At 61.2% G+C, this 16,191-nt stretch carries 15 protein-coding genes; 11 read left to right on the forward strand and 4 right to left on the reverse strand.

All coding sequences use genetic code 11. The features are described 5' to 3' along the window. Positions 1 to 2: 2 nt before the first annotated feature. Positions 3 to 914, reverse strand: a complete 912-nt coding sequence (locus GR197_RS20685; protein WP_164012896.1) for an alpha/beta hydrolase — start codon at positions 912 to 914, stop codon at positions 3 to 5. A gap of 264 nt (positions 915 to 1,178) precedes the next feature. Between GR197_RS20685 and GR197_RS20690 the strand changes: the two genes are divergently transcribed. Both GR197_RS20690 and GR197_RS20695 read left to right on the forward strand, forming a co-directional pair. Continuing rightward, positions 1,179 to 1,703 carry an RNA polymerase sigma factor gene (locus GR197_RS20690; protein WP_164013067.1) on the forward strand — a complete coding sequence of 175 codons (525 nt, stop codon included), beginning with the start codon at positions 1,179 to 1,181 and terminating at the stop codon, positions 1,701 to 1,703. After that, positions 1,700 to 3,832, forward strand: coding sequence for a vWA domain-containing protein (locus GR197_RS20695; protein WP_164012897.1), 2,133 nt, complete (start codon positions 1,700 to 1,702; stop codon positions 3,830 to 3,832). Before GR197_RS20690 ends, GR197_RS20695 begins: the two co-directional genes overlap by 4 nt. Positions 3,833 to 4,067: 235 nt before the next feature. Here the strand turns inward: GR197_RS20695 and GR197_RS20700 are convergent, their stop codons facing one another. Next, the gene (locus GR197_RS20700; protein ID WP_164012899.1) at positions 4,068 to 4,994 is read right to left on the reverse strand and encodes an SMP-30/gluconolactonase/LRE family protein; all 927 of its coding nucleotides are present in this window, start codon (positions 4,992 to 4,994) and stop codon (positions 4,068 to 4,070) included. A gap of 222 nt (positions 4,995 to 5,216) precedes the next feature. Here GR197_RS20700 and GR197_RS20705 point away from each other — a divergent pair, with 222 nt between their 5' ends. Continuing rightward, on the forward strand, positions 5,217 to 6,290 hold the full coding sequence (locus GR197_RS20705; RefSeq protein ID WP_164012901.1) for a substrate-binding domain-containing protein: 1,074 nt from the start codon (positions 5,217 to 5,219) through the stop codon (positions 6,288 to 6,290). A 13-nt stretch (positions 6,291 to 6,303) separates the two neighbouring features. Here the strand turns inward: GR197_RS20705 and GR197_RS20710 are convergent, their stop codons facing one another. Then, the gene (locus GR197_RS20710; protein ID WP_164012903.1) at positions 6,304 to 7,335 is read right to left on the reverse strand and encodes an L-idonate 5-dehydrogenase; all 1,032 of its coding nucleotides are present in this window, start codon (positions 7,333 to 7,335) and stop codon (positions 6,304 to 6,306) included. A gap of 10 nt (positions 7,336 to 7,345) precedes the next feature. Then, positions 7,346 to 8,287 (reverse strand): 2-hydroxyacid dehydrogenase, encoded by a 942-nt coding sequence (locus GR197_RS20715; RefSeq protein ID WP_164012905.1) that lies wholly within the window; start codon positions 8,285 to 8,287, stop codon positions 7,346 to 7,348. A 134-nt stretch (positions 8,288 to 8,421) separates the two neighbouring features. Here GR197_RS20715 and GR197_RS20720 point away from each other — a divergent pair, with 134 nt between their 5' ends. From GR197_RS20720 to GR197_RS20755, 8 genes are all read left to right on the forward strand, one after another. After that, the gene (locus GR197_RS20720) at positions 8,422 to 9,186 is read left to right on the forward strand and encodes an SDR family oxidoreductase (RefSeq protein WP_164012907.1); all 765 of its coding nucleotides are present in this window, start codon (positions 8,422 to 8,424) and stop codon (positions 9,184 to 9,186) included. A gap of 13 nt (positions 9,187 to 9,199) precedes the next feature. Then, positions 9,200 to 9,763 carry a gluconokinase gene (locus GR197_RS20725; protein WP_164012909.1) on the forward strand — a complete coding sequence of 188 codons (564 nt, stop codon included), beginning with the start codon at positions 9,200 to 9,202 and terminating at the stop codon, positions 9,761 to 9,763. Continuing rightward, positions 9,747 to 10,640 carry an NAD(P)-dependent oxidoreductase gene (locus tag GR197_RS20730; protein ID WP_164012912.1) on the forward strand — a complete coding sequence of 298 codons (894 nt, stop codon included), beginning with the start codon at positions 9,747 to 9,749 and terminating at the stop codon, positions 10,638 to 10,640. Before GR197_RS20725 ends, GR197_RS20730 begins: the two co-directional genes overlap by 17 nt. Positions 10,641 to 10,748: 108 nt before the next feature. After that, entirely contained in the window at positions 10,749 to 12,245 is a 1,497-nt protein-coding gene (locus GR197_RS20735; RefSeq protein WP_164012914.1) for an ATP-binding cassette domain-containing protein, read from the forward strand. 18 nt (positions 12,246 to 12,263) lie between these two features. Beyond that, complete coding sequence (locus GR197_RS20740) at positions 12,264 to 13,304, forward strand: ABC transporter permease (RefSeq protein ID WP_164012916.1); 1,041 nt, start codon at positions 12,264 to 12,266, stop codon at positions 13,302 to 13,304. Positions 13,305 to 13,355: 51 nt separating this feature from the next. Further along, positions 13,356 to 14,453: an ABC transporter substrate-binding protein gene (locus GR197_RS20745; protein ID WP_164012918.1), complete on the forward strand. Its 1,098-nt coding sequence runs from the start codon at positions 13,356 to 13,358 to the stop codon at positions 14,451 to 14,453. Positions 14,454 to 14,543: 90 nt separating this feature from the next. After that, entirely contained in the window at positions 14,544 to 14,882 is a 339-nt protein-coding gene (locus tag GR197_RS20750) for a hypothetical protein (RefSeq protein WP_164012919.1), read from the forward strand. Positions 14,883 to 15,150: 268 nt separating this feature from the next. Further along, entirely contained in the window at positions 15,151 to 16,176 is a 1,026-nt protein-coding gene (locus GR197_RS20755) for an ABC transporter substrate-binding protein (RefSeq protein WP_164012921.1), read from the forward strand. Positions 16,177 to 16,191 lie beyond the last annotated feature (15 nt).

Below are 16,191 nucleotides of genomic sequence, written 5' to 3' on the forward strand. Positions count from 1 at the left end.
CGTCAGGGTGCTGCGAAATGCCGGACGGCCTCGCAGACGGCATGGAAGCCATCGCGTGCGCCATCGCTGATGTGGCGGGCGCGCAGCCAGGCATGCACCATCTGCGGTTCCTCCCGGAACCAGACTTCGACGCCCTCGGCAGTGAGCCGGGCGGCATAGTGCCGGCCGTCGTCGCGGAGAGGATCGAAATGCGCCACCGTGATGAAGGCCGGCGGCAGCCCGGCCAGCGAAGCTGCCTGTAGCGGCTCGGCGATCTCATTTCCATCAGGCGCCTGCAGGATGTCGCGGTAATAGGCGACATCCGCCGTCGTCAGCCCTGGGGCTTCGGCCATCTCGACGTAAGAGCCTGTCGCAAGGTCCCCACCGAGCGCGGGGTAGATCAGGACCTGGCCAATGAGGCCTGACAGGCCCTCGTCGCGTGCACGCAGTGCAAGGCCCGCCGCGAGATTGCCGCCGGCGCTGTCGCCGATCAGGACGACCTTGCTGTTGGCGGAAAGCAGATGCTTCAACACGGTAAAGCCGTCATCCGTCTGTGCCGGCCAGCGATATTCCGGGGCCAGCCGGTAATCGACGGAAACGAGTTCCGCGCCGGCAAAATCGGCAATCTCGGCGCAGATGGCATGGTGGCTCTCGAGCGACCCGACAACGAAACCGCCGCCATGCAGATAGAGCAGGATGGTCCGCGTGACGATCTTCCGCGGACGATAGCGCCGGATCGGTATGCGCTGGAGCATGCCGTCGGCAAAGATCATCTCCGGGGGCAGCGGGCGGTCAAAGCGGGCGCAAAGAGCGTCATACCAATGCCGCTGTTGCTCGACCGACGCGTCAACGGCGTCGGCGGGATAGAAGCTATCGCAGATCTCAAGAAACTGCAGGATGCCCCTTTCGGTGGGCGCAGGCGATGGAGCGGACATTGAAGGTCCTTTCGATTTGGAACATGCAGACCCATGTCCCTGGCCGACTCTGCGCTCATCATGCGTCAATGTGACGGAAGCAATCTGTCTGGCCGCGACCCATGAATGTCGCGACACTCGATTATTTTGAACCCGCATTTCCAGGTTTCGGCTTTTTTTCAAAAAATCCGATATTTTTTCGTCGTCGACCCAAGGAATGCCTTCGGAGAAACGTCTCAATCTCGAAATAGCATCTTGCTGGATAGCTTGGGGGTAGGTGCGGAATTGGATGCGGAGCTCATAGAACGAGCGCAGGGCGGCGACCGAGAGGCCTTCGGGCAACTGGTCTCGCGCCATTATGATTTCGTCCATGCGGCGGCATGGCGGTGGTCGGGCAGTTCCACCGACGCCGACGACATCGCCCAGGAGGTCTGCGTCAAACTCGGCGCCGCCATTCGCGGCTTTCGTGGCGCCAGCCGCTTCAGGACATGGCTCTATACGCTGACGCTCAATGCGGCCCGCGATCATAGGCGCAAGCTTGCGAGAGAAGAGCAGACATTCCGCGCCTATGCCGCCGAGCCGCAACAGGATTCGCCAGGCGGAAACGACGACCAGGTATCGAGCGAATTGTGGGCCGCCGTGCGCGCTTTGCCGGAACGGCAATGCGACGCCGTGCTGCTCGTCTATGGCGAAGGCCTCAGCCATTCAGCTGCCGCCGATGTCATGGGCTGCTCGGAAACGACCGTGTCCTGGCAGGTCCACGAGGCGCGCAAGCGGCTGAAGGCCATGCTCGGCAAGGAAGAGGTATGATGGACAAGGAACTCGAAAAGCTCTCCCGCCTCACCCGGCCGGCAGCCGATCCGCAGGCGCGCGCGCGCGCCCTTGCCGCGGCGATGCAGGCCTTCGACGGCGCAGAAAATAATGCGGCGGCAGCCCAAGGAAATGCGAAAGGCTGGCGTCAAAGCTCCATCATCAACTGGATATGGAGCCCAGCCATGAATAAGAAATTCCTCGCCGGTTCAGCGCTTGCGACGCTGCTCGTCATTCCCGCCGCGGGTTATCTCACCGTCGAACTGACCCGCAACGGATCGCCGATCGTCGACCAGACTGAGATTGCCGGCAATCTTTCGCAGAATGCAGCGTCGAAACCGGCCGCACCGGCAGGCCAGACGGCGAAACCGGTCACAGTTGCGCCTCAACTTCCCGAGGCAGCGGCCGAAGAGAACAAGCTGGCTCGATCGTCGGCCGCCAGCAGCGCCCAAACATTGCAGGACAAGGAGCAGCAAGCTGCCGCGAAGCCCAAGACCTCTGAATTCGATACCGATGAAATGTCGACTCTTCTGAATAGGTCGGAGGGTTCCGCCACGGCGCTCGGCGGGGCCAAACGCTCCGTGACCGTTACTCCCGGAATTGCCCCCCCCCAGCAGTTGGCCGAACCGATGGCCGCTGTCGCCCCCTTGCCTGTACCGCCGGCGGACGGACGTGCCCAGATTCAACTTGATCCCAATCACGAGCGCTTTGCCAATGCCGCGGCAAACCCGATCAAGAGTGTCGCGACCGACCCGGTGTCGACCTTCTCCGCCGATGTCGACAGCGCATCCTATTCCTTCGTCCGCCGGTCGTTGACGGGCGGGGCGATGCCCGATCCGCAATCGGTTCGTGTCGAGGAGATGATCAATTATTTCCCTTATGACTGGCCAGGCCCCGATAAGGCCGACCAGCCCTTCAAAGCGACCGTGACAGTGATGCCGACGCCGTGGAACCACGACACGGAATTGATGCATGTGGCGATCAAGGGTTATGACATCGCGCCGGCGACTGCGCCGCACGCCAATCTGGTCTTTCTGATCGACGTGTCGGGCTCGATGGACGAGCCGGACAAGCTGCCGCTGTTGAAAAGCGCTTTCCGCCTTCTGGTCAACAGGCTGAAGGCTGACGATACCGTCTCGATCGTCACCTATGCCGGCAATGCCGGGACAGTGCTTCAGCCGACACGCGTGATGGAGAAGTCGAAGATCCTTTCGGCAATCGACAGGTTGGAAGCTGGAGGTTCGACCGGCGGCGCCGAAGGCATCGAGGCGGCCTACGACCTTGCCAAACAGGCCTTCGTCAAAGACGGCGTCAACCGGGTGATGTTGGCGACGGACGGCGACTTCAATGTCGGCCCGTCGAGCGACGAGGATTTGAAGCGCATCATCGAGGAAAAACGCAAGGACGGCATTTTCCTCACCATTCTCGGTTTCGGGCGCGGCAATCTCAACGATTCCCTGATGCAGACGCTGGCGCAGAACGGCAATGGCAGCGCCGCCTATATCGACACCTTGGCGGAAGCGCAGAAGACGCTGGTCGAAGAGGCCGGGTCGACACTGTTTCCGATCGCAAAGGATGTGAAGTTCCAGGTCGAGTTCAATCCGGAGCGGATCGCCGAATACCGGCTGATCGGTTACGAGACACGCGCCCTCAGACGCGAGGATTTCAACAATGACCGTGTCGATGCCGGCGATATCGGTTCCGGCCACAGCGTCACGGCGATCTATGAGATTACGCTCAAGGGAAGCCCCGCCGTCATGAATGACGACCTGCGTTACGGCACGGCCGACAAAGCGCCGGCAGAGGCCTCCGACAGCGCTCATGGCGGCGAGCTTGCCTTCGTCAAGATGCGCTACAAGCGGCCGGGCGAAGACAAGAGCGCCCTCATCACCACCCCTGTCGGTGACGGCAACGCGGTCGCCACCGTCGACGCAGCGCCGCAGGACGTCCGCTTCTCGGTGGCCGTCGCCGCCTTCGGCCAGAAACTGAGCGGCACCAGCGCCCTCGATACCTATCCCTATCAGGCGATTGCTGATCTCGCTGCGGCATCACGGGGCACGGATCCCTTCGGCTACAGGTCGGATTTCCTCGGGCTCATCAGATTGGCTGACGGACTCAGCCAGCAATAGGGAAGAAGCGCCCGTGCGCTGGTAAAAGGCGGCCTCAGGCTTGCGGGCAAACCACTGCAAAACCCGCGACGTCATCCTCGGCTTTGTGCCGAGGATCTACGTCTGCCCAATTAAATCACTGAAAATAAACGTTTTCCCGTCAAGCAATTATTGTCGTCAGCTGCTCGGCACAAGGCCGAGCATGACGGAGGAAAGTTTGTCAACAAACGAGGCCGCCTGAGAGGCGGTTTAGCGATTATCCCAGTCTTGAGCCGTTGGCCGTAAGGTAGACAGCGTAAAGGGACGTTGTTGCCGTGATGAACAGGCGATTCAGTTTCTCGCCGCCGAAGGCGACATTGGAGACGATCTCGGGAATATGGATCTTTCCAATCAGCGTGCCATCGCGATCATAGGCGTGCACACCATCGCCGGCGCTCGTCCAGATCCTTCCCGACCGGTCGACGCGAAAGCCATCGAAAAAGCCTGAGGTGCATTCGGCAAAAATGCCGAGATCGGTGAGCTTTCCATCACCGGATACAGCGAGCTTTCTGATATGACGCGGACCGCCGGACAGGTGCGATGCCCCGGTATCGGCGATATAGAGCACCGTTTCGTCAGGGGAGAAAGCCAGCCCGTTCGGCTTGACGAAATCGGACGCCACCCGGTCAGTTGCGCCTGTTGCCGGGTCGTGCCGGTAGACGTGGCATCCGCCGATTTCCTCTTCGCCATAGTCGCCTTCATAGTCGTGAAGGATGCCGTAGCTCGGGTCGGTGAACCAGATGGTCCCATCGGATTTGACGGTGACGTCGTTTGGAGAATTGAGCCGCTTGCCGGCAATTCGGTCGGCGAGAATACTGACCTTGCCGTTGAAGTCGGTTCGGGTGACGCGGCGCGTCAGGTGCTCGCAGGTGATGAGCCGGCCCTGATTGTCGACGGTATTGCCATTCGAATTGTTGCTGGGGGACCGGAAGATCGATGTATGGCCGCCGGTGTCGTCGTAGCGCATCATTCGGTTATTAGGGATATCCGAGAAAACCAGATAACGCCCGGCGGCAAACCAGGCCGGTCCCTCCAGCCAGCGGCCGCCGGTCCAAAGCCGCTCGACGCGTGCGTGACCGACGAAGCAGCTTTCAAAGCGCGGGTCGAGAACCTCAAAACCCGTACCGTCAATTTCCCCGAACATCTGTTCCTCCGTCTGTCGAGTGTTATCGATACCATAATGTCGTGTTTTGTGGGCTTCGTATAGCCATCGACCTGTTGGCGTTCCTGTGAATGCACCAGGAACGCTGGTTCTTGCAGGGGAAAGTGACGCATTCCTGTGAAAATATCGATTGTGCGATGATAGCGATAACTTTATCGTGTCTGGATTGTCGAGCGCAGGAAGCGTGTTTGAAAGCGGAGACCAGTGAAAAACGAGGATCAGCCGAAAGACAAGCGTCTGAAGCCCGGAGACGCTCAGAAGCTGACGATGGCGGAGGTCGCCAAATATGTCGGCGTATCCGCCATGACCGTTTCGCGGGCCTTCCGCCAGGACGCGAGCGTTTCCGAGGAGACCCGAAAGCGCATCATGGAAGCCGTCGACGCGCTCGGCTACGTGCTCGACCTGTCCGCCGGCAGTCTTTCGTCGAGGCGCAGCGGCTTCATCGCCGCGCTGGTGCCCTCCATCAACAATTCGAATTTTTCCGACACCGCGCGCGGCATCACCGATGCGCTGGAGAATACCGGCCTCCAGCTGCTTCTCGGCTATACCGACTATGCGGCGGAGAAAGAAGAAGAGCTGATCGAGGCAATGCTGCGCCGACGCCCTGAAGGCATTATCCTGACGGGTGGTTCGCACACGGCACGCGCCCGGCGGATGCTTGCAAAAGCCGGCATTCCTGTTGTCGAAACCTGGGAGCTTCCGGAAGACCCGATCAATCATGTCGTCGGCTTTTCCAACAGCGAGGCGATGGCTCTTCTGGTGCGGGCGCTTGCCAGCCAGGGATACCAGAAGTTCGGCTATATCGGCGGAACGACGGCACGCGATACGCGCGGCAGTCAGCGGCGAAGCGGTTTCCAGAAGGCTGTCGAAGAACTCGGCCTGGGACCGGGACGGATGATTTCCTTCGGCGTGCCGCCGATCACCATGGAACAGGGCGGCCAGGCGATCGTCAGCTTGCTGGAGCGCTGGCCGGACACGGAAGTCGTTCTCTGCGTCTCCGACCTTTCCGCTTTCGGTGCGATCATGGAATGCAAGCGCAGGGGAATGAAAGTGCCGGGTGATATCGCCATTGCCGGTTTTGGCGACTACGAGATCTCGTCAATCTGTCATCCCAGCATCACGACTATCAATGTCGATTGTTACGGCATCGGCCGTCAGGCCGCCGCCCGCCTGCTGGACGCGCTGCAGGGCAGCGGCGAGGCGACCGGCGACGAGATCATATTGACGGGCTACAGGGTCGTCCTGCGCGAAAGCACGGGCCGCAGCGCCGCCCGATAGTCGGATGCCGATATCAGAAGGCGATCTGCACTTTCATCGATTTGCTGCGGTCACCTGCCAGCTCAAAGGCGGCAACCGCCTCATCGATGGCAAAAACGCCGGTCAGCAGCGGTTTCAGATCGACGCGGCGCGCATTGATCAGCTCGACGGCGAGCCCGAATTCCTCGTGAAAACGGAACGTCCCGCGCATCTCGATTTCTTTGGCGACGATCATGTTCTGTGGGATGGAGACATCGCCGCCAAGGCCCAGTTGCACCAGAACGGCGCGAGGCTTCAGTGTCTCCAGGCCTGCCCGCACCGCCCGCTCATTGCCCGACGCCTCGAACATCACATCGAAATATCCCTTTTCGGCGCTGTAAGCGGCAAGGTCGGAAGCATGCGTGGCAACATTGATCGTTCGATCCGCGCCGCTGGTGCGGGCGATGGCCAGAACGCTATCGGTTACATCAGTCGCGACGATTTCGCGGGCGCCGAGAACACGTGCCGCAACGATTGCCAACATCCCGATCGGGCCGCAGCCGGTGACCAGCACGCGTTTGCCCAGCAGCGATCCGGCGCGGTTTGCCGCATGCAAAGTTACGGCAAAGGGTTCGGCGAAGGCGGCCTCGTGAATGGAAATGCCCTCAGCGACCTTGTGGCATTGCCAGCGCTCCGCCACCAGCCGTTGGCGAAAACCGCCCTGAATATGCGGCATCGGCATGGCGCTGCCATAAAACCGCATGTTAAGGCAGTGGTTCTGCTGTCCCTTCAGGCAATATTGGCAATGGTTGCACGGCCGGCTTGGGGAAACCGCAACACGGTCTCCCACGGCAAGATCGGCAACGCCGGCGCCCAGTGCCTTGACTGTGCCGGCAATCTCATGGCCGAGGATCATCGGTTCGCGCAGACGAACGGTGCCAAAACCGCCATGATTATAATAGTGCAGGTCGGAACCGCAGATGCCGCCGGCTTCGATGGCAATCTCAACCTGTCCCGCGCCTGCAACTTCCGGCTCGCGCTCTTCGATCCTGAGATCCTTGGCGGCATGAATGACGATGGCTTTCATATCGAAATCCTCACACGACGGGGGTTGGAAGCGCGCGACCGGCAAAATGCGCAGCGAGATTGTCTCTGACCAGTTGGCCCATGGCCTTTCGTGTCTCGACGGTACCGGAGCCATGATGGGGCTGCAACACGACGTTTTGGAGCGCCAGGAAACGCGCATCGATCTTGGGTTCGTTCAGGAAGACATCGAGGCCTGCAGCCTGAATGCTACGGTCTTGCAGTGCTGCGATCAGCGCCTCTTCATCGACGGTCGTCCCGCGCGAAACATTGATCAAAATGCCGTTGGGGCCGAGGGCTTTAAGCACATCGGCGTTGATGATCTTGCTGGTCGCCTCCCCTCCCGGGACGATGACGATCAGAAAATCGGCCCAATCCGCAAGCGCCAACAGGTTGGGCTGGTAGGCATAGGCGACATCCGTGTGCTCGTGGCGGGCGAAATAAGCGATGTCGCAGCCGAAACCGGCCGCCCTTTTGGCGATTGCCTTGCCGATCCGGCCCATGCCGACAATCCCGACCTTCTTGCCGGAGACGCGCGTCACCAGCGGCATGGCGACACTGCCCCATTGGCCGGAGCGGACGAAAACATCAGCCTGCGGAACCTGTCTCGCCGTGGCAAGCAGCAACCCAATGGCGATATCGGCGACATCTTCGGTGAGCACATCGGGGGTATTGGTTACGCGAATGCCGTTGGCGCGGGCATAAGAGAGGTCGATCGCGTCGGTGCCGACGCCGTAGCAGGAGACGATTTCCAGTGTCGGCAGTTGCGCCATGAGATCGGCAGAAGCGCCGAGTTCACCGCGTGTGGCGATGGCGCGAATATCCTTGCCGACCCTTGCGATCAGTTCCTGCCGGTCTGCTGCTTCCCAAAGGCGATGGACGCGATAGTTTGCCTCGAGATCCACCATGTCCCATTCCGGATAGGCTCCGGTCATCAAGATTTCTACCTCAGCCATTCCGTCTCCGTCCCGCATTTTGACAGTTGATTATGTTATCGATAACATATAATTCGAAAGTGGGATGTCAAGTGAGTTCCAGCGCGAGTGGCGGTATAAGCGGTCATTCGCAGCGACACTGGAGGAGTTATTGCATGAAGAACCTGTTTGATCTGACCGGGCGGCTTGCCCTGATCACCGGCTCGAGCCAGGGGATTGGCTATGCCTTGGCGGAAGGCCTGGCCCAGCACGGCGCCGAGGTCATCATCAACGGCCGCACGCCCGAAAGCGTCAAGCGCGCAGTCGAGAGCCTCAAGGCTCAGGGCCTGTCTGCCCATGCGGCGATCTTCGACGTGACCAGCAAGGATGCGGCCAACCAGGGCATCGACGCGGTCGAAGCCGATATCGGGCCGCTCGACATCCTGATTAACAATGCCGGCATGCAGTTTCGTAGCCCGCTGGAAGATTTCCCGGCGGACAAATGGGAACTGCTGCTGACCACCAATATTTCGAGCGTGTTTTACGTCGGCCAGGCGGCTGCCAAAGCCATGATCGCCCGCGGCAAGGGCAAGATCATCAACATCGCTTCGGTTCAAAGCGAACTCGCCCGCCCCGGCATTGCTCCCTATACGGCGACCAAGGGCGCGGTGCGCAATCTGACCCGCGGCATGTGCGCCGACTGGGCCAAGCACGGCCTGCAGATCAACGCGATTGCGCCGGGTTATTTCAAGACGCCGCTCAACCAGGCGCTCGTCGACAATCCCGAATTCTCGTCCTGGCTGGAGAAGCGGACGCCGGCCGGACGGTGGGGCAATGTCGAGGAACTGGTCGGCGCTGCCGTTTTCCTGTCGGGCGGCGGTTCGTCCTTCATCAACGGCCACACGCTGTATGTCGACGGCGGCATCACGACCTGCCTCTGACCGAGACAAGACGATGGACCTCGAAAGAGTAGTACCGCCTCTGGCCGTCGTCGTCATGGGCGTGAGCGGCTGCGGCAAATCCTCGGTCGGAGCGGGCATCGCGGCTCGAAACGGCATGCGTTTTGTCGAGGGCGACCAACTCCACCCGGCCCGCAATGTCGAGAAGATGGCTGAGGGCATACCGCTCACCGACGCCGACCGGCTGCCCTGGCTTGACCGGATCGGCGAGGAAATTAACACCGCGCAAAATGCGTCGCAGGGATTGGTGATTTCCTGTTCGGCGCTGAAGAAAACCTATCGGGATAGGCTGCGTCAGGCGGCAGGCGGGCGCCTTGCCTTCGTTTTTCTGGAGGGGACGCGCGATATGTTGCTGTCGCGGATGCAGGCCCGTCAGGGCCACTTCATGCCGGCGTCGCTGCTTGACAGCCAGTTACAGACGCTGGAGCCGCCGACCGGTGAAGCCGGCGTCGTGACGGTGGCGATCGAGAATGCGCTGGAGGATATTGTGGCGCTGGCTTGCAAAGGGCTGAGCGGCGTGGTGGTCAAGGGAGGAGATAATCATGCAGGAAGACTATAGAGCAGACGTCGCCGTCATCGGCGCGGGCATCATGGGAACGGCGATCGTCACGCGACTGATCGAAACCGGGCACAAAGTATCGGTCTTCGATCTCGATGCCGAAAAGGTCGCGGCACTCACAGCCGAGGGTGCCCACGCGGCGAGTTCCGTGGAGAATGCCGTTTCGGCGTCGGAATTCTGCGTGCTCAGCCTCAATCACGCCAGCATCGTGCGCGCCGTCGTCTTCGGCGAGAAGGGGGTTGCAGCGGCGGCAAGCGAAGGCAAGCTGCTGATCGACATGTCCTCCATCGACCCTGCCGAGACGGCCGACATGGCAATGCGGCTGCGCCGGGAAACGGGCATGGCATGGGTGGATTGCCCGTTGTCCGGCGGCGTGCCGGGCGCGCTCCGCGGAAAGCTGACGATCATGGCCGGCGGCAACCCTGAGGATTTCGAACGGGCGCGCGTGGTGATGCAGCATCTTGCCGCCAATTACACGCTGATGGGCGCCTCCGGCGCCGGGCAGACCACGAAGCTGATCAATCAGCTGCTTTGCGCGGTGCTGTTTCAGGCCGTCGCCGAAGCCGTCAAGCTCGCGGAAGCCGGCGGCGTCGATCCCTCAGCCATCCCGGCAGCTCTTGCCGGCGGCCGGGCGGACAATCGGATCATGCAGGAATTCATGGCAAAATTTGCCGCCCGCGATTTCTCCCCGACAGGAAGAATCGACAACATGCTGAAGGACCTGGATTCACTTCAAGCTTTTGCGCTGAAGACCAAGACGCCATTGCCGATGACCGGCGCAGTGGTCGAAATCCACCGCCTGCTCTGCGCGGCCGGGCTTGGTCCGAAGGACTCCGCCGAGATGATGCGCCTTCTCGACGGGCTTCAGGCCGGCTGACGGCAATCTTCATTCGAAATTCGAGATCGTCATCTTTCTGCTTGACCATCCCCGAATGTTATCGATAACATACAGCCAATGACATCCGCAGCTTTGGGAGGAGCCACAGTGGAAGCCAAGAGACTGCTGGAGTTCCAATCGATCACCAAGAGCTTCGGCGGCACGCAGGCCCTGCGTGACGTCTCGATTGATCTGCGCGAGGGCGAGATTCTTGCGCTGCTCGGCGAAAACGGCGCCGGCAAGTCGACGTTGATCAAGACGCTCGCCGGCATTTACAAGCCGGATACCGGCGACATCCTTTTCCGCGGCGAGAGCTACCATCATCGCCCGCCGAAGCCGAACGAGCGGCAGCCGGTTGCCTTCATCCACCAGGATCTCGGTTTGATCGAGTGGATGACGGTCGGCGAGAATATGGGCCTGTCACAGGGTTTCTCGATGCGTCGCGGCGTGATCGATTGGAACAGGACGCAGGCGCGCGCCAAGGAAGCCCTGAAGCTGGTCGGCTGCGACTTCGATCCGACGACGCGGGTCTCGGCCCTGTCGCGCACCGAAAAATCGCTTGTCGCGATTGCTCGCGCACTTGCAGTCGAGGCCGACGTTCTGGTGCTCGACGAGCCGACGGCGAGCCTTCCCGCCGACGAAGTCGATCGGCTGTTCAATGCGATCCGCCCCCTGAAGGAGCGTGGCGTCGGCATGATCTACGTCTCCCACAGGCTGGACGAGATTTTCCGCATCGCCGATCGCGTCGCCGTGCTGCGCGACGGATGCATGGTGGGACAGAAACCCGTCAGCGAGACCACCCCCGACGAACTGGTGACGATGATCATCGGCCGCAGCGGCGACAGTCTCTTCTCCAAAAGCGAGATCAAGCCCGGCAAGGCAATCGTTGAGGTTCGCGACCTCGTCTGCGCCGGCACGAGCCCGATTTCCTTCGATATCCGCGAGGGAGAGCTGCTTGGACTGGTGGGATTGCGCGGCGCCGGCCAGGAACGGATCGGCCGAGCGCTGTTCGGCTGCGAACCCTTCAACGGCTCGGTTCTTTTGCGTGGCCAGGTACCGGATCTTTCCAGCCCGCGGCAGGCCATGGCGTCAGGCATCGGATTGATCGCCCGTGACCGGACGGAGGAATCCGTCGCGCTCTCGCTTTCCATCCGGGAAAACACCTACCTCAATCCAGGCGCCGTCGGACGCGGGCTTTTGTCCTTCCTGTCGCCGCGCGGCGAAGCCGATCTTGCCCATGCGATCGGCCACACCGTCGGCCTGCGTCCGAATGATCCGGACCTGCCGGTGGAGGCGCTGTCGGGCGGTAACCAGCAGAAAGTGGTCGTTGGCCGCTGGCTGGCGACCGGCCGCAAGTTGCTGGTCGCGGAAGATCCGACCGCCGGCGTCGACATCGGCGCGCGTGCGGAGATCTACCGTCTGATCACCCAGGCGCTCGAGGCCGGTCTCGCGGTTGTCGTCGTCTCGACCGATTTCGAGGAAATCGCCCATATCTGTCACCGCGCGCTGGTCTTCTCGCGCGGCAAAATCGTCAGCGAACTGACTGGAAGCGCCCTGACGACGGAGGCGGTCATCACAGCCGCTTCCGCGTCGGAAGCGGCTTGAGCCATCGGGAGAACAGCCATGCAATCCATTGAATCCACGGCGCTGGAGCCGACCAAGAGCGAAATGGCCGGCCTGTCCACAGGACAGAAGATCGGACGCCTGATCCCGGTTTACGGGCTGGTGATCCTGACCGTCGGTCTGATCGTGATCTTCTCTATCCTTCTGCCGGATACGTTCCCGACCGTGCTGAACGTCCGCTCGATCGTCTCAGATAAGGCAATCATCGCGCTTCTGTCGCTGGCTGCAATGATCCCGATGGCATCGGGTCGCATCGACTTGACCGTCGGCTACGGCATCGTGCTCTGGCATATTCTCGCCATCAGTCTGCAGACGGCTTACGGCCTGCCTTGGCCGGTCGCCGTGATCATCGTTCTGGCGCTCGGCGTCCTCACCGGCTTCATCAACGGCCTGCTGGTCGAAGTGGCAAAGATCGACAGCTTCATCGCCACGCTCGGCACCGGAACGGTTCTGTACGCGCTTGCTCTTTGGCACACCGGCGGGCGGCAGGTGGTCGGCGTCTTGCCGGAGGGGTTCTATGCGCTGAACGGCACCATGCTGTTCGGCCTGCCGATCACCGGCTTCTACGTGCTCTTGATCGCCATCTGCATGTGGGTCGTGCTCGAATACCTGCCGATCGGCCGCTATCTCTACGCGATCGGCGCCAATCCGAAGGCGGCAGCCCTCAATGGCATTCCGGTCCGCAAATTCGTGATCGGCGCCTTCGTCACCTCCGGCCTGCTGGCAGCGCTGACCGGGGTCCTTCTCGCCTCGAAGCTGCGCATCGGCCAGGCGAGCGTCGGCCTCGAATATCTGCTGCCGGCGCTTGTCGGCGCATTTCTCGGATCGACGACGATCAAGCCGGGGCGGGTAAACGTCTGGGGCACGCTGATCGGCGTCATCATTCTGGCCGTCGGCATATCCGGAATTCAGCAATTCGGCGGGTCGTTCTTCGTCGAACCGCTGTTCAACGGCGTAACCCTGCTGATTGCGATCGGCATAGCAGGGTATGCCCAGCGCAAGCGCGGAGCTGTGAGGAGGATCACACCCGCATCCAAATGAGGATGCCGGCTTAGCCCGGCATCTCACAACAAACAAAATGGAGGAGTGAACATGAAGCGCAGGACTTTATTGCAGGCAACGGTCGCAACCGTCGCCGTTATGCTCAGCATGCCGGCATTGGCCGATTCGATGGCCGACGCCAAGGCGGTGGTGGGCAAGTATGCTTCCAAGGTAAGCGCCTGGGATGGCCCGACGAGCGGCCCCAAGGGCGCCAGCGGAAAGAACATCGTCATTCTGGCCGGGGACATGAAGAATGGCGGCATTCTCGGCGTGGTCAACGGCGTTCAGGAAGCGGCAGGCGCGCTGGGCTGGACGGTGAAGGCGCTTGACGGCGCAGGCTCGATCGGCGGACGGACGGCTGCTTTCGGCCAGGCCATGGCCCTGAAGCCCGACGGCATCATCATCAACGGCTTCGACGCCGTCGAGCAGAAGCCGGCGATGGAAGCGGCCAAGGCTGCCGGCATTCCGATGGTTTCCTGGCACGCCGCCTCGGCCGTCGGTCCGGTTCCGGAAGTCGGCGTCTTCGCAAACGTCACCACCGATGCGATGGAAGTATCGAAGTCCGCGGCCGATTGGGCCTTCGTCGATGCCGGCGGCAAGCCCGGCGTCATCATCTTCACCGACTCGACCTATGCGATCGCGATCGCCAAGGCCGACCGCATGAAGAAGGAGATCGAGGATCTCGGCGGCACCGTGCTCGAATATGTCGACACGCCGATTGCCGAAACCTCCCAGCGGATGCCGCAGCTGACCACATCGCTGCTGCAGAAGTATGGTGCGAAGTGGACGCATTCCCTGGCGATCAACGACCTCTATTACGACTTCATGGGCCCCTCGCTCGCTTCGGCCGGCATTGCCGGCGACGGAAAGCCGGTGAACGTCGCAGCCGGCGACGGTTCGGAGAGCGCCTATCAGCGTATCCGCGCCAAGCAGTTCCAGGCGGTCACCGTTGCCGAGCCGCTCAACCTCCAGGGCTGGCAGCTTGTCGACGAGCTTAACCGCGCCTTTGCGGGCGCTCCGTGGTCGGGCTATGTGTCGCCACTCCATGTGGTGACCAGCGCGAACGTCGAGTTCGACGGCGGACCGAAGAACAGCTTTGATCCCGACAACGGCTATCGCGATCAATATAAGAAGATCTGGGGCAAATAAGCCTCCAATCAGGGCGTATCGACCGATACGCCCTCCCCTCCCCGCTTCACCCATCGATCCAGCTCCGGCGAGTTTTGGAAAAGAGAACCTATGATCATTCGTTATGCTTTGTTTGAAGGCGAAATCCATCCCGGCAGAGAAGAGGAATTCCGCGCCTTCGTCAGAGAGCGGCTCGTCCCTCTCTGGACGAAATTTCCGGGCGCCGAGGAAATTCGGGTTCTGGACGGGATGGAGCGCGACGAAGGCGCCCCGGTCTATGCCATGGCCTTGGCGATCCGTTATCCCGATATGGATGCGGTCAACACAGCGCTAAGCTCCGATGTGCGCTTCGAGAGCCGTGAAATCACAGGCGAGCTCCTGCGCCTCTTCACCGGCAAGGTGCACCATCACGTCTTCCAGGCCAACGAATACTCGCCTGCCGCTGCCTGACGTCAGCGACTGGCATCTGCCGGCTTTAGACACGATCGAAGACTGGAGTGACCACAAGGCGCCTGCGGCAAATGTCTCAGGCGCCTTTTTGCGTCTGGGCATGGGCAATCCTCGGGGTGCCCAATCTTTCCGGCGGGCCTGCGCTTTGGGACAATTTTTTATCAGCGGTGCGATTATTGAATTAAATAGTCTATAGATTTAGTAGATAATGTTCCATCTTGCCGTGCATCGTTCCTGCAATCAGCAATCCGAAACGGGAAGATCGACGATGACATTGGCAAAGACATTCAAAATCGCATTGTTCAGTCTGCTTGGCTTCGGCGCCATTCACAATCCGGCCGCAGCCCAGGCGGACGTTCCCCTCCTTGCCAAAGTGCCGCCGGGCACGGTGCTGACGATCGGCGATCCGGTCACACAGAAGGCGCTTGAAGTGTCCGGCCTCGATAACGAGCTCACCTTCGAGGTGAAATGGGCCAATATCAGCGGTGGGCCGCAGACGTCGGAAGCTTTCCGCGCCCATGCGCTCGATGTCGGCTCGGTGGCTGAGATCCCCTCCATCTTCGCCAACTGGAACAACCTGCCCGTCCGCAACATCGCCTATCGCGAACGCCGTGACCCGATTGCCAATCCGATCTATCGCTTCGGCGTGGCGCCAGGCGCAGATGTCAAGACGCTGGCGGATTTCCGCGGCAAACGTATCGCCTTCAGCCCTGGCCAGGCCCAGGGCACTCTCGTGTTGCGCGCGCTTCACGCCGCCGGTCTGAGGAGCAGCGATGTCACCCTGGTGGAACTGCCGAGCACCGGCGACGTCTATCCGAAGGCTTTGGCGAGCAAACAGGTCGATATCGCGCCGCTCGGCACCGTCTATATCAGGCGCTACATCACCCAATACGGACCTGATGGCGCGACCCTTCTCGAGCATGGCCTGCGCGACGATCCAAGCCATCTTTATGCGCCGCAATGGGTTCTGGACGATCCCGCCAAGGCGGCCGCTCTCGCCGAATATGTCGGCCTGTGGGCGCGTGCGACCGAATGGGTGAACCGCAACCCGGACCTCTGGATCAAAGAATATTACGTCGGTCAGCAGGGTCTCAGCCGGGAAGACGGGGAATATCTCGTCAAGATGACCGGGGAACAGATCGTTCCCGCCGATTGGAGCGACGTGAAGAAGCGCCATCAGGAAACAATCAACCTGCTGGCCGACGAGCTCGGCAACAAGCCTTTCAACGTCGAGCAGATTTTCGACAATCGCTTCGAAACGCTCGGTGCGGCGGCTTTGGCCAAGGGCCTGTAACTTTCGACATCCCTT

The organism is Rhizobium phaseoli (assembly GCF_010668805.1).
GTDB lineage: Bacteria > Pseudomonadota > Alphaproteobacteria > Rhizobiales > Rhizobiaceae > Rhizobium > Rhizobium phaseoli_A.

What these genes read in the sequence shown, in the direction of transcription:
- GR197_RS20745 (WP_164012918.1), top strand. Translation starts at nt 13,356, where the DNA reads ATGAAGCGCAGGACTTTATTGCAGGCAACGGTCGCAACCGTCGCCGTT.
- GR197_RS20750 (WP_164012919.1), top strand. Translation starts at nt 14,544, where the DNA reads ATGATCATTCGTTATGCTTTGTTTGAAGGCGAAATCCATCCCGGCAGA.
- GR197_RS20740 (WP_164012916.1), top strand. Translation starts at nt 12,264, where the DNA reads ATGCAATCCATTGAATCCACGGCGCTGGAGCCGACCAAGAGCGAAATG.
- GR197_RS20725 (WP_164012909.1), top strand. Translation starts at nt 9,200, where the DNA reads ATGGACCTCGAAAGAGTAGTACCGCCTCTGGCCGTCGTCGTCATGGGC.
- GR197_RS20700 (WP_164012899.1), bottom strand. Translation starts at nt 4,994, where the DNA reads ATGTTCGGGGAAATTGACGGTACGGGTTTTGAGGTTCTCGACCCGCGC.
- GR197_RS20710 (WP_164012903.1), bottom strand. Translation starts at nt 7,335, where the DNA reads ATGAAAGCCATCGTCATTCATGCCGCCAAGGATCTCAGGATCGAAGAG.
- GR197_RS20715 (WP_164012905.1), bottom strand. Translation starts at nt 8,287, where the DNA reads ATGGCTGAGGTAGAAATCTTGATGACCGGAGCCTATCCGGAATGGGAC.
- GR197_RS20755 (WP_164012921.1), top strand. Translation starts at nt 15,151, where the DNA reads ATGACATTGGCAAAGACATTCAAAATCGCATTGTTCAGTCTGCTTGGC.
- GR197_RS20730 (WP_164012912.1), top strand. Translation starts at nt 9,747, where the DNA reads ATGCAGGAAGACTATAGAGCAGACGTCGCCGTCATCGGCGCGGGCATC.
- GR197_RS20685 (WP_164012896.1), bottom strand. Translation starts at nt 914, where the DNA reads ATGTCCGCTCCATCGCCTGCGCCCACCGAAAGGGGCATCCTGCAGTTT.
- GR197_RS20720 (WP_164012907.1), top strand. Translation starts at nt 8,422, where the DNA reads ATGAAGAACCTGTTTGATCTGACCGGGCGGCTTGCCCTGATCACCGGC.
- GR197_RS20695 (WP_164012897.1), top strand. Translation starts at nt 1,700, where the DNA reads ATGATGGACAAGGAACTCGAAAAGCTCTCCCGCCTCACCCGGCCGGCA.